The sequence below is a fragment of the Lysobacter brunescens genome, from assembly GCF_042677005.1.
GTDB classification, from domain to species: domain Bacteria; phylum Pseudomonadota; class Gammaproteobacteria; order Xanthomonadales; family Xanthomonadaceae; genus Lysobacter_I; species Lysobacter_I brunescens.
The window spans coordinates 2,147,686-2,160,139 of the sequence record NZ_JBHTIF010000001.1 but is presented as its reverse complement, the minus strand read 5'-3'; the positions used below and the strand labels follow the sequence as shown (position 1 = coordinate 2,160,139).

At 67.7% G+C, this 12,454-nt stretch carries 12 protein-coding genes and 1 other RNA gene; 11 read left to right on the top strand and 2 right to left on the bottom strand.

Annotation, left to right across the window (positions count from 1 at the left end; genetic code table 11):
• Position 1 precedes the first annotated feature (1 nt).
• From ACFQ0E_RS09500 to ACFQ0E_RS09485, 4 genes are all read left to right on the top strand, one after another.
• Positions 2-319 (top strand): hypothetical protein, encoded by a 318-nt coding sequence (locus tag ACFQ0E_RS09500; RefSeq protein WP_386823409.1) that lies wholly within the window; start codon positions 2-4, stop codon positions 317-319.
• Positions 316-819, top strand: coding sequence for an endonuclease V (locus ACFQ0E_RS09495; protein WP_386823408.1), 504 nt, complete (start codon positions 316-318; stop codon positions 817-819). The genes ACFQ0E_RS09500 and ACFQ0E_RS09495 overlap by 4 nt, the downstream gene beginning before the upstream one ends.
• Positions 820-1,178: 359 nt before the next feature.
• Entirely contained in the window at positions 1,179-2,918 is a 1,740-nt protein-coding gene (locus tag ACFQ0E_RS09490; protein ID WP_386823407.1) for a thiamine pyrophosphate-dependent enzyme, read from the top strand.
• Between the two features lie 69 nt (positions 2,919-2,987).
• Positions 2,988-5,018, top strand: a complete 2,031-nt coding sequence (locus ACFQ0E_RS09485; protein ID WP_386823406.1) for a hypothetical protein — start codon at positions 2,988-2,990, stop codon at positions 5,016-5,018.
• A gap of 254 nt (positions 5,019-5,272) precedes the next feature.
• Here ACFQ0E_RS09485 and ACFQ0E_RS09480 read toward each other — a convergent pair whose 3' ends face one another.
• Together ACFQ0E_RS09480 and ACFQ0E_RS09475 are read right to left on the bottom strand one after the other, a co-directional pair.
• Positions 5,273-6,598, bottom strand: a complete 1,326-nt coding sequence (locus ACFQ0E_RS09480) for an aminopeptidase P N-terminal domain-containing protein (RefSeq protein ID WP_386823405.1) — start codon at positions 6,596-6,598, stop codon at positions 5,273-5,275.
• A gap of 35 nt (positions 6,599-6,633) precedes the next feature.
• Complete coding sequence (locus ACFQ0E_RS09475; RefSeq protein ID WP_386823404.1) at positions 6,634-7,194, bottom strand: UPF0149 family protein; 561 nt, start codon at positions 7,192-7,194, stop codon at positions 6,634-6,636.
• A 122-nt stretch (positions 7,195-7,316) separates the two neighbouring features.
• Between ACFQ0E_RS09475 and ACFQ0E_RS09470 the strand changes: the two genes are divergently transcribed.
• The 7 genes from ACFQ0E_RS09470 (at position 7,317) to rpiA (ending at position 12,362) form a co-directional block, all read left to right on the top strand.
• Positions 7,317-9,590, top strand: a complete 2,274-nt coding sequence (locus ACFQ0E_RS09470; protein ID WP_386823403.1) for a putative bifunctional diguanylate cyclase/phosphodiesterase — start codon at positions 7,317-7,319, stop codon at positions 9,588-9,590.
• 31 nt (positions 9,591-9,621) lie between these two features.
• Positions 9,622-9,846: a TIGR02449 family protein gene (locus ACFQ0E_RS09465; RefSeq protein WP_137852980.1), complete on the top strand. Its 225-nt coding sequence runs from the start codon at positions 9,622-9,624 to the stop codon at positions 9,844-9,846.
• Between the two features lie 10 nt (positions 9,847-9,856).
• A complete protein-coding gene (locus ACFQ0E_RS09460) occupies positions 9,857-10,144 on the top strand; it encodes a cell division protein ZapA (protein WP_137852981.1) in 288 nt (95 codons plus the stop codon).
• Between the two features lie 140 nt (positions 10,145-10,284).
• Positions 10,285-10,472, top strand: a non-coding RNA gene (gene ssrS / locus ACFQ0E_RS09455) — 6S RNA.
• Between the two features lie 171 nt (positions 10,473-10,643).
• A complete protein-coding gene (locus ACFQ0E_RS09450; RefSeq protein WP_386823402.1) occupies positions 10,644-11,243 on the top strand; it encodes a 5-formyltetrahydrofolate cyclo-ligase in 600 nt (199 codons plus the stop codon).
• The gene (locus ACFQ0E_RS09445; RefSeq protein ID WP_386823401.1) at positions 11,240-11,707 is read left to right on the top strand and encodes an EVE domain-containing protein; all 468 of its coding nucleotides are present in this window, start codon (positions 11,240-11,242) and stop codon (positions 11,705-11,707) included. The genes ACFQ0E_RS09450 and ACFQ0E_RS09445 overlap by 4 nt, the downstream gene beginning before the upstream one ends.
• 7 nt (positions 11,708-11,714) lie before the next feature.
• Positions 11,715-12,362, top strand: coding sequence for a ribose-5-phosphate isomerase RpiA (gene rpiA, locus ACFQ0E_RS09440; RefSeq protein WP_386823400.1), 648 nt, complete (start codon positions 11,715-11,717; stop codon positions 12,360-12,362).
• Positions 12,363-12,454 lie beyond the last annotated feature (92 nt).

The window sequence follows — 12,454 nt, the reverse complement described above, 5'->3', positions numbered from 1 at the left end:
CATGCGCTTCGAGACACTGCTCGCGCGCCTTGAGTGGGCCGCAATCCCGAACTGCCCCGGGCGATACGTGCTGAGGACGGATCGCGCAACAATCCCACCGGAGCGGCTTGTCGGTGAGAACGCATCGACACGACGCTGCCACTCGCCGCACGCAGCGGATCCGATCGAACTCGTCCTGCTCGAAGACGGCGCCCTCCTGTCCTATCGCAAACCCAACGGCCGCTATGTCCACACGCTCAACACGCCCGAGGGACTGGCGAGGAAGCTGGCGCAACTGGAACTGGCGCAGGCAGTGATGGGCGACGCGGGTACACCATGATCCTCGCCGTCGACGTCCACTACACCGAACCCGGCGCGATCGCGGCGGGCGTGTGTTTCGAGGACTGGCGGGACGCGCAGCCGTCGCACACCTGCATCAGCCGCTTCGATGCGGTCGCGCCCTACGAACCGGGCGCGTTCTATCGCCGCGAACTGCCGTGCCTGCTCGGCCTGCTGGGCGAGCACGACCTGCACCCGACCGTCATCGTCGTCGACGGCCATGTCTTTCTCGATGACGCAGGCCGCCCCGGCCTGGGCAAGCATCTGTTCGACGCGCTCGACGGTCGGGTGCCTGTGATCGGCGTGGCCAAAACGGCCTTCGTCGGCGTCGGGGCCGATCACGCATTACTGCGCGGCGACAGTGCGCGACCGCTGTATGTCAGCGCCGCCGGCATGCCTCTGGCCGACGCGAAGGCGCACATCCTCGCCATGCACGGCGCACACCGCCTGCCGACCCTGCTCAAGGCCGTCGACCGCGCCTGCCGCGACGCGGCGCCCTGAGCGTTGCGCGAACCATCTGCAGCGGGATCAGTTCCGGATCAGTGGTGCATCGGATGGCGCCGCGCGCGGCCCCGTGGATCGCAGCGAAACTGCTGATTTCATGCCGGAACACGGCCTCCCGCATCGCTCGGGCGGCAGCCGGCAGCCCTGCACGCCCCGCTTGACTTCGCCGCCTGCGAGGACGACCTTGGCGTCGTCGACGCGCACGGGGATGCGCGCACAGCCGGAGAACGGACTCCCGCGATGAACGCACGACGCCACACAGACCGCATCCACGACATCGCCCGTGCACGCACGGATGCGCGACGCGTCCCCGCGCGCTCGCCGCAGCCCGCTTCGCACGCCTCACGGAGATCGCCATGACCCGCAGCACGCGCCGCGCCGCCGTACCGCAGCCCTTCACCGTCGCCGACTACCTGCTCACCCGACTGAAGCAGCTGGACGTCACCGATGTCTTCCAGATCCCCGGCGACTACGTGAAGCACTTCACCCAGGCGCTGGAGCATTTCGACGGCATCCGCACGATCGGCGCGATCAACGAACTCGACGCCGCCTACGCCGCCGACGCCTATGCGCGTACGCGCGGCCTCGCGGCGGTGTCGCTGCAGTTCGGCGTGAGCACGTTCAGCGCCCTGAACGCCGTCGCCGGTGCCTGGGTCGAGCGCAGCCCGATCGTGGTCATCAGCGCCACGCCCGGCGCCGATGCGCGCAACATCACCGACATGTACGACGTGCTGTTCCACCACTCCACCGGCGATCTCGACGCAGACCGCAAGGTCTACGAGAACGTCACGGTGAAGGCGATCACGCTGTCCACGAACGTCGGCGCGCCCGAGCAGATCGACGACCTGCTGGTCGAAGCCATCACGCACCGCCGCCCGGTCTACATCGCCTGCTACAAGGAAGTCTGGGGCCAGCCCTGCCCGAAACCGCCGAAGGCCCCGCTCAAGCCGCGCCGCATGCACAGCCCGGAGGCGGCGCTGCGCAATGCGGTCGACCAGGCCTGGACGCAGATTTCCGCAGCGAAGAACCCGCTGATCCTCGCTGGCGTGGAGGTGCTGCGCTTCGGCCTGTCCGACCTGCTGAAGAAGATCATCGACGCCAGCGGCATGCTCTACACCACGACCACGCTCGGCAAGACCGTGCTGGACGAGAAGGGCGACAAGTTCATCGGCACCTACTCCGATGCCGCATCGATCGACAGCGTGCGCCAGGTCGTGGATGCCTCGGACTGCGTGATCGCGCTGGGCACGATCATCACCGACGACTACCTCGCGCTGGTCGAAGGCAAGTACGCGCAGATGGTGCTGGCCGACACCGCCGGCGTGCGCGCCGGCTATTTCAAGTACGCCGACGTGGTCATGCAGGACTTCATGGAAGCCCTGCTCGCCCGGTTCAAGGCAGGCAAGGCCTATCCGCTCAAGGTGAAGGCGCCTCCGCAACCCAAATACCCCGAGCCGTGGGTGTCGAATTCGGACCCGGTCTACGACGACAAGCCCGAGGTCATCACCTACAACCGCTTCTTCCAGCATTCGATGAAGTTCCTGCATGACCACGACATGCTGAAGGACATCGTGATGACCTACGGCGTCAGCTCGGCGATGTACGTCGCCACGAACGCCTACGGCCTGAAGCAGGGCAGCTACGTGTCCTCGGCAGCATGGCAGTGCATCGGCTTCGAGACCGGCGCGGCCTGCGGCGCGCAGCTGGGCAGCGGCAAGCGCGCCTGGACGATCGCCGGCGACGGCGGCTTCATGATGGTCTGCCAGTCGCTGTCGACGCTGACGCGCAACAAGCTCGACGCGGTGATCTTCGTGATGAGCAACCAGGTCTACGCGATCGAACAGGTCTACGTGGACATGGATGCCTTCCTGCCCGGGCCGCAGCACACCTTCGATGCCTTCGACATCCTGCCGAAGTGGGATTACCTCGCGCTCGCGAAGGCCTTCGGCGCCGAAGGCATCCGCGTCGAGACCATCAGCCAACTGAATGCGGCGCTGAAACGTATCAAGGGCATCCGCGACCGCCCCACCCTCGTCGAAGTCGTCATCCCGCAGAAGGACCTGCCGGGCCAAATGCGACGCCTCGGCAGCGAATGAACGCAAGGCACACCCGTCCTCAACCGACCTTTCCTCATCCACGCTTCTTCTGACGAGAGCGACCAGACCATGACACGGAAGACCTACTCGATCTTCGGCGCCGGCGCCGCCGGCCTCTACACTGCGTGGCGCCTGCTCGCCGGCAAAGCCACGAAAGCCGGGCAGCTGAAACAGCTGCGCAAGGGCGATGTGCTCGAACTCTACGACTGGGGGCGCTACGACTTCTCCAAGCGCCATCGCGGTACCCGCGCGGCGGGCGCGCGCATCTGCACCTGGCACTATCGCAACGACCCGGGCCAGTCCTTCGTCGAACTGGGCGGCATGCGCTATTCCTTCTGGGACCAGCATCCCGGCAAGGGCGCGCCGGATCCGAACAGCGGCCTCGCGCCGGGACATCGCGTGGTGACCAAGACCATCGAGCTGCTCGGGCTTGAGAAGTATTCCGTGCCGTTCAACGTCACCAGCGACCAGCTGTTCTACCTCCGTTCGCGCAACTTCTATCTGAACGACATCACCTCGAACAACGCGGCGCCCTATGCCGCGAACAACTTCCTGTCCTCGACCACGCCCGACCAGGGATTCACGACGGTGCAGGACCTGGCGACCACCAAGCCATGGGACCAGTTCACCCGCCGTGACTGGTGCAAGTTCTACCAGGATGGTGAAATCACCGCCGACCTGCCGTCTTCCAGCGTGTTCCAGAAAGGCGACCAGCTGAAGGACATCGGCTACTGGAACCTGCTCTACGACCAGCTGGGTCAGGAAGGCTTCGAGTACACCGCCGATGGCAACGGCTACAGCTCGAACGTGATCAACACCCACGCCGGCGTGTCGTTCAACATCAACAACGAATTCACGCCGGGCAGCCAGTACCGCACGCTGTCGATCGGCTACTCGGGGATGTTCAACGCCCTGTTCGACGAAATCGAGAAACTGGCGAAGGCCAAGGGCATCGAGTTCCGCTACCACCCGGACACTCGCCTGCATTCGATCCTGTGGAAGGACGGCAAGGCCGTCTTCACCTATGCCGACCGCAGCGATCCCAACATCGCCGCCGGCACCCGCGAGGCCGATGCGGCGTGGATGGCGATGCCGCGCGCGGCCATCGACCTGGTCGCGCAGGCCACGCGCTTCCGCGAGCCGCCGAAGGGCGCGGTGGACGTGCTCAACCACGACAAGGTGCAGCTGTACCTCGAAGCGACGATCATGCAGCCCTCGTACAAGGTCGGCATGTTCTTCGATTCGCCGTGGTGGGCGCCCGACGCGGCCAATCCCGCGCCGTATCCGGCGCAGATCATCGGCTACACGATCACGCCCGAGGACATCGCGGCGCTGAAGAAGAAGAAATTCCCCGCCAATGCGCTGAAGGCGATGGCGACGCTGGTCGACGTGCCCTACACCTCGGTGGCGGACATGGTCGCGGCCATCGAGAACATCACCGAGCAGCCGCTGGGCATCGCGCAGACCAAGGCGCTGGCCGCCGCCACGCGCAACGACACCATCGGCCCCAGCGTCAGCAATTCGCCGATCCGCATGGTGGTGTACTTCGGCGACAACGCGCCGCAGCCGCAGAAGAAGCCAGTCTACGGCATCCTCGCCAGCTACGACGACGAGGACAACACCGCGTTCTGGCGCGAGCTGGAACTGGGCCCGGACCGCAACCGCACCATTCCGTGGTCGCAGGACACGCAGCCGCTGGACGGCCCGCGCGCCGTGCCGGCGCGCATGGTGAAGATGCTGCGCAGGATGCTGGCGGAACTGCACTTCGGCCCGAACGCGGACTACAGCGCGGTGCCGGAACCGCTGGACGCCGCGTACATGGACTGGTCGCTGCCGCCGTTCAACGCCGGCTACCACGAGTGGGCGCCGCATTACGACATCGGCGACGTGCAGCGGAAGATCCGCAAGCCCTCGCAGCTCGTCGGTGGCGGCGCCGACGCGGACATTTTCATCGTCGGCGAAGCCTATTCGAACGATCAGGCCTGGGTGGAAGGCGCGTACTGCACGGCGGAATCGGTGCTCAACGATTTCTTCGGCATCGTGCCGATCATCGACGACTGCGAGTATCCGTTCATTTGTCCGGAAACCAGCACGGTCTGAGGACACGATGCTTCACGTAGAGAGGAGCTTGCTCCGCTCGCTTCTCCCGGGAAGGGCATGAGCGGAGCAAGCTCCGCTCTACAGACCACACTCGCTCCGGAGACCGCACAGCGGAGCTTCGCTCCGCTCTGCAAAGCCCTCCCCCGCTTGCGGGGGAGGGTTGGGGTGGGGGCGCAGCATCACCCATCATCAGCCCCCATCCCTGCCTCCCCCGCAGGCGGGGGAAGGAGAAAAGGGCAACGGCGCGGTGGACTTCACCGCTCCGCCATCAGCGCCTCGATCTCGTCGGCGCTGCGCGCCAACGCATCGGTCAGCACCTGGTGGCCGTTCTTCGTGACCAGCACGTCGTCTTCGGTGCGGATGCCGATGCCGCGCCACTTCTCGTGCACGCTCGTGTCGTCGGCGCCGATGTACAGGCCGGGCTCGATGGTGAAGACCATGTCCGGTTCGAGCAGGCGCGATTCCCCTTCGATCCGGTATTCGCCGACATCGTGCACGTCCAGGCCCAGCCAGTGACCGGTCTTGTGCCGGTAGAAGCGCTTGTAGTCGCCGCTGGCGATGTTCTTTTCCAGCGTGCCCTTGAGCAGGCCAAGGCGCAGCAGGCCCTCGGTGAGTGTCTCGACGGCGGCGTTGTGCCCGGCCTCGTAGGGCACGCCCGGACGCGCCTGCGCCAGCGCCGCGCGCTGCGCATCGCCGACCAGGTCGTGCAGCGCGCGCTGTTCCTTCGTGAAGCGGCCGTTTGCCGGGAAGGTGCGGGTGATGTCGGCGGCGTAGCCGCGGAATTCGGCGCCGGCATCGATCAGCACCAGGTCGCCGTCCTTCGCCTGCGCGCGGTTGTCGCGGTAGTGCAGCACGCAGGCATTGCTGCCGGCGCCGACGATGCTGCAGTAGGCCGGCACGCCGTCGTGGCGGCGGAACACGCGTTCCAGTTCGGCCTGCAGTTCGTATTCGTGGATGCCCGCGCGCGACGCGCGCATCGCGGCGACATGCGCCTCGACGCTGATGTCGGCCGCGCGCTGCATCAGCACCAGTTCCTCGCGGTCCTTGAACAGGCGCATCTCGTCGAGCAGGTGGCCCAGTTCGAGGAACTCGTGCGGCGGCTGCGCGCCCAGGCGCACCTGCGCGCGCACGCGGTTGAGCCAGCCGATCAGCTTGAGGTCGAACTCCGTGTCGCGGCCGAAGTGGTAGTAGACGCGACTGCGGCCTTCAAGCAGGCCGGGCAGGATCTCGTCGAGATCGTCGATCGGATAGGCATCGTCCATGCCGAGCGCATCGACCGCGCCCTCGGGACCGACGCGCGGGCCGTCCCAGCCCTCGCGCTCGGGATCGCGCTCCCGGCAGAACAGCAGGGCCTCGCCGTGCTTGCGGCCGGGGATCAGCACCAGCACCGCATCGGGTTCGGCGAACCCGGTGAGGTACCAGAGGTCGGAATCCTGGCGGTACGGGAAATGGGTGTCGCGGCTGCGGATCCGCTCGGGCGCGGACGGCACGATGACGATGGCATCGTCGCCGGCCATGCGCATCAGCTGGCGACGGCGGCGGGCATAGGTGCGGGCGGAAATACCGGTGTGCGTGCTCATCGGCGAACAGGAAAAGTGCAGGTCAATGCAACGTGTCAGTGCAGCTTGCGACGGTGCTGCGCGGCCATGGCGCAGTCGCCATGCAACAGCAGGGCCGCGACGCGGACGAATTCCTCGATCTCGGCCAGCGCGGCTTCGTCCTCCTCGTCGCCCTCTTCCTGGGGCGCGGCGGCGGCCAGCCTGGCCAGGTCGCCCAGCGCCTCGCTGCTTTCCTCGGACAGCGGCGGCTGCCCCCCTGCGGCCAGGCCGAAACCGCCGAGGAACCCCCGGCACCAGTCGAACAGCGCGCTGCTGCGCTCGACCAGCGGCGCCTCGGGCTCAGGCATGAGGAGGTCGAAACCGAAGTCCCGGTCGGACATCTGCGCCACGGTGGCCGCGCGCAGGCGGTCCAGGGCGCTGTCCGCCGCCGGTGAGGCCAGGGTGTCGTCGGCCATCACCTGCGCCAGCCAGCGCGGGGAGTCGCTGCCGCCCCCCGCCAGCCAGCCGCAGAGCGCGCCATGCAGTTCGGAGCCCCCGACCCCCAGGCCCAGGGCGCGTGTCGCGTCCTCGATCTCGTACAGGCCCGGCAGGAGGGGACTGGGCTGGGCAACGGACATCACGGGCTCGCGCAAGGGGAAAGCGGCAGTCTATCAGGGCCCCGGCGGCCGCAGCCCGACCGGGCCGTCCCGACGGCGCCCTGATAGACTGCCGCCTTCGTTGTCTATCAGGTCCTGAGCGCGTGGTGCTTCCTGCGGAACTGCATGTCATCGCTCCGCTCGCGCTGGCGGCCGCGCTCGGATTGGTGCTGCTCGTCGTCTGGAGCCGGCGCCAGCGCGCCGAAAAGCGCCACATCCGGCAGATCCGCGAACGCGAGGAGCGGCTGAAGCTCGCGCTGTGGGCCTCCTCGGAACAGTACTGGGACTACGACCTGCGCACCGGCCACATGCACCGGATGTGGGTCGACACCCGCAGCGTCGCCCCGGAACTGCGGGTGCTGACGATGACCGAAAGCGATCACCGCATCCATCCCGACGACCGCACCGTGGTCGAGGACCGCATGCGCCGCCACCTGCGCGGCGAGACCGAGCTGTTCCTGTCCGAACATCGCGTGCTCGATTCCCACGGCGAGTGGCTGTGGGTCCGCGCCCGCGGCCGGGTGGTCGAGCTCGGCGCCGACGGCCGCGCCCGCCGCGTCGCCGGCACCGCACGCGACATCACCCGCATCCGCCAGGCCGAGCGCGAGCGGCGCATCGCCATCGCCGTGCTGCACAGCATGAACGAAGCGGTGGCGGTGCTCGACCGCGATTTCAATTTCGTCTCGATCAACCCGGCCTTCACCCGTACCACCGGCTACACCGAGCGCGAAGTGCTGGGCCACGGCGCCAACCTGCTCGACAGCACCCGCCACGACGTCGTGTTCTACGGCAAGGTGCGCCAGAAACTCGCGAACGAGGGCCACTGGACCGGCGAGATGTGGCAGCGCCGCAAGAACGGCCAGGAATTCCTCTGCCAGGTCGAATCCAACGCGACCGAGGGCATCACCGGCGAACAGCGCCTGTACGTCGTGGTGATCGCCGACATCACCCAGCAGAAGCGCGCCGAGCAGGAACTGCGCTACCTCGCCAACTTCGACACGCTGACCAACCTGCCCAACCGGGCGATGCTCTCGGAGCGCCTGTCGCGGGCGATCGTGCGTGCGCGCCGGCAGAACCATCACATCGCCGTGCTGTTCCTCGACCTGGACCGCTTCAAGGACATCAACGACTCCCTCGGCCACACCGCCGGCGACCGCATCCTGCGCGCCACCGCGATGCGCCTGCAGGACACCGTGGGCGAGCAGCAGACCGTCGCGCGCCTGGGCGGCGACGAGTTCACCGTGGTCCTGGAAAACCTGAGCGACGCATCGCAGGCCGATCACGTCGCCCGCGAGATCATCATGGCCTTCGAGGCCCCGCTGGTGCTGGACGACCGCCAGGAAGTGGTCATCTCGCCGTCCATCGGCATCAGCCTCTACCCGGACCACGGCCAGGTGCCGACCGAGTTGCTCAAGCAGGCCGACACCGCCATGTACCAGGCCAAGGCAGCCGGGCGCCGCACCTTCGTGCGCTACGACGACAGCATGGACGTGGCCAACCGCCGCCGCGCGCAGCTGTCCGGCGCGCTGCACAAGGTGCTGGATCGCGGCGAGCTGCGCCTGGTGTTCCAGCCGCGCCTGTCGCTGGCCGCGCAGCGCATCACCGGCGTCGAGGCCCTGCTGCGCTGGACCAGCGAGGAATACGGCGAGATCCCGCCGAACCTGTTCATCCCGCTGGCCGAGGAAAGCGGCCTGATCCTGGGCATCGGCGAATGGGTGCTGCGCGAGGCCTGCCGCACCCTGCGCCAGTGGCACGACGCCGGCATGACCTCGCTTAACGTCGCGGTGAACGTGTCGGTGGTCCAGCTGCTGCGCGGCGACTTCTCCGAGATCGTGCGCCGCGTGCTGGCCGACACCGGCCTGCCGCCGCACGCGCTCGAACTGGAAGTCACCGAAAGCGTGCTGATGGCCAACGCCGAGCAGGCCGCCGCCAAGCTGCAGGCGTTGCGCGAGATGGGCGTGTCGCTGGCGATCGACGACTTCGGCACTGGCTACTCCTCGCTGGCCTACCTCAAGCGCCTGCCGATCACCACGCTGAAGATCGACAAGACCTTCATCACCGACCTGAACCGCGACCCGGACGACACCGCGATCACCACCACGGTCATCACCATGGCCCACTCGCTGGGCCTGACCGTGGTCGCCGAGGGCGTCGAGAGCGAGACGCAGATGCGCTTCCTCGACCATTTCCGCTGCGATGAGATCCAGGGCCACTGGCTGTCGCGGCCGGTGCCGCCCGCCGACTGCCTGGCCTTCATCCGCGCCTGGGTGCCGGGCACGACCAGCGGCGCCGCAGGGAACGTCGTGCCGGACGCCCCGGCGGACGGCTCCGCAGGCGGCTCGACAGACAATCCAGCCAGCCCCGCCGGGCGCGCTTGACCCCCGGCGAACGGCTGCCTATCGTGCCGACATGGAAACCGGTCCCGACATGATCGCCGAACTGCGCGCCCTCGCCGCCAAGGTCGAGACCCTCGCGCAGCGCGTCCAGCGACTCGCCGAAGAGAACCGCAGCCTGCGCCTGCAGCAGGAGCAGCTGGCGAACGACCGGTCGCAGCTGCTGGCGAAGAACGAGCAGGCCCGTTCCCGCGTCGAAGCGATGATCGCGCGCCTGAAGTCCCTCGAACAGCACACCTGAGCCCGTCTCCATGAGCGAAGCGGTCAACATCCGCATTCTCGACCGCGAATACACCGTCGGCGTCGATCCCGAACAGCGCGACAGCCTGCTCGCGGCGGCGCGGATGCTCGAAGGCAAGATGCGCGAAGTGCGCGGCAGCAACCGCATGGCCGCCGTCGACCGCGTCGCGGTGCTCGCGGCGCTGAACCTCGCGCACGAACTCGAACTCATGCGCAACGAGCAGTCGGCCCGCGAACGCGAGATCGTGCGCACGCTCGCCGAGATGAACCGCAAGCTCGACGCGCTCGGCGGCGAATAACCGCATCCACCGCGACACACGGCGATACGCCACATCGCGCACAGCGTTCCATGCGTGGAACCACGCATTCCGCAGCGCATCGATGAATGCAGCCGATCATCGGCCTTGCGCTTCGTGCTCGCGCACCTATACTGCACCTGCGTCCTCTGCCGTGAACGACGGCGCGCGCAAACATTCGCCTTGGCCCTTAATGACGACCACGGGGGCGCAACGGAATCCGGGTGTGCATGTCCGCCTTCGCAGCGGAAAGCCCGATGGAAGCCAAGCGTCCCCACTTGAACCCCGGGTTCAAGGTCGTTTTCGCGAGCATCGGCATGGCGGAGGATGCATTTCTTCCCGCAACGCGCGGTTCGCCGCGTGTCGCAGACAAAGCCCGCGCCCAGTCGCGGGCTTTGTCTTTTGTGGCGTCTGCAAAACGATCTGACCTGATGACGCATCGTGTTTTGGAATCGATGTCGTGGATGTCGCACAATGCGCGTCCTCTTCTTCCTGCGGCGCCATGACCTCCAGTCCAGCCACCGACCAGCGTCGGACCCTGCGCCCGCAACTGCGCGAACGCCGCCGGCAGCTGCCCGCCGCCGCGCGCATCGCCGGCGCCGAGGCCCTGTCCGCCCGCCTGCTGGCCCTGCCCTTCGCGCCGCAGGCCGGGCATGTCGCCGGCTACTGGGCCAGCGACGGCGAGATCGCCCTGCATGTCTGGCAACTGCGCCTGCCGCCCGCCGTGACCTACTGCCTGCCGGTGCTCCACGAGGACGGCCGGCTGCGCTTCGCGCCCTGGCGCGCGGGCGAGCCTCTGGTGACCAACCGCTACGGCATTCCCGAACCCGACACCGCCGAACTGCTGCCCGCCGAGGCCATGGCCCTGGTGGTGACCCCGCTGGTGGGCTTCGACGACCACGGCCAGCGGCTGGGCATGGGCGGCGGCTGGTACGATCGCACCTTCGCTTTCCGCCGCGATACCGCCGCACCGCCCTGGCTGGTCGGCGCCGGTTTCGCCCTGCAGCAGGTCGAGCCCCTGATCGCCGAGCCCTGGGACGTTCCGCTCGACGCGGTCTGCACCGAGGCCGACACCCGTCTTTTCGCAACGAACGCCGCATGAGCAAACGCACCCGCTACTGGCTGATGAAATCGGAACCCGACGATTTCTCGATCGACGACCTCGCCCGCGTCCAGGTCGAACCCTGGACCGGCGTCCGCAACTACCAGGCGCGCAACTTCATGCGCGAGATGCAGGTCGGCGACGGGGTGCTGTTCTACCACTCCAATGCCGACGTGCCCGGGATCTACGGCATCGCCGAGGTCGCCTGCACCGCCTACCCCGACCCGACCCAGTTCGACCGCAAGTCGAAATACTTCGACGAGAAGGCCTCGCGCGAACAGCCCCGCTGGGAGCTGGTCGACGTGCGCTACGTGCGCACGCTCAAGCGTCCGATCGCGCTGGACGACATCCGCGCCCAGGCCGATGCGCTGGGCGAGGACTTCGCGCTGATCCGCAAGGGCAACCGACTCTCCGTGCTGCCGGTGACCGCCGCGCAGTGGAAAACCCTTCTTTCCCTCGAATGACCCACCCATGTCCGAAATGAAACGCCTGGCCGCGGAAAAGGCCCTCGAATACGTCGAAGACGGGATGATCGTCGGCGTCGGCACCGGCTCCACCGTGGCCTACTTCATCGACGGCCTCGCCCGCATCAAGGACCGCATCAAGGGCACCGTGTCCAGCTCCGACCAGAGCACCGAGCGCCTGCGCGCGCACGGCATCGAGGTCATGGACCTCAACGCCACCGGCCCGCTGTCGCTGTACGTGGATGGCGCCGACGAATGCGACGGCAACCGTCGGCTGATCAAGGGCGGCGGCGCCGCGCTGACCCGCGAGAAGATCATCGCCGAGGCCAGCAAGACCTTCGTCTGTATCGTCGACCCGAGCAAGCAGGTCGGCATCCTCGGCCGCTTCCCGCTGCCGGTGGAAGTCATCCCGATGGCGCGCAGCCTGGTCGCCCGCGAGATCGTCCGCATCACCGGCGGCCAGCCGGTCTGGCGCGACGACGTGGTCACCGACAACGGCAACTGGATCCTCGACGTGCACGGCCTGGCGATCACCGACCCAGTCGGCATGGAGCGTGACCTGAACCAGATCCCGGGCGTGGTCAGCGTCGGCCTGTTCGCCCGCCGCCCCGCCGACGTGGTCATCGTCGGCGGCGAGCCGCCGGTGGTGCTGTAACCCGTTGATTCACCGTAGAGCGGAGCTTGCTCCGCTCAAATGCATTGCGCCGTAGAGCGGAGCTTGCTCCGCTCCCTTCTCCCGGGAAGGCA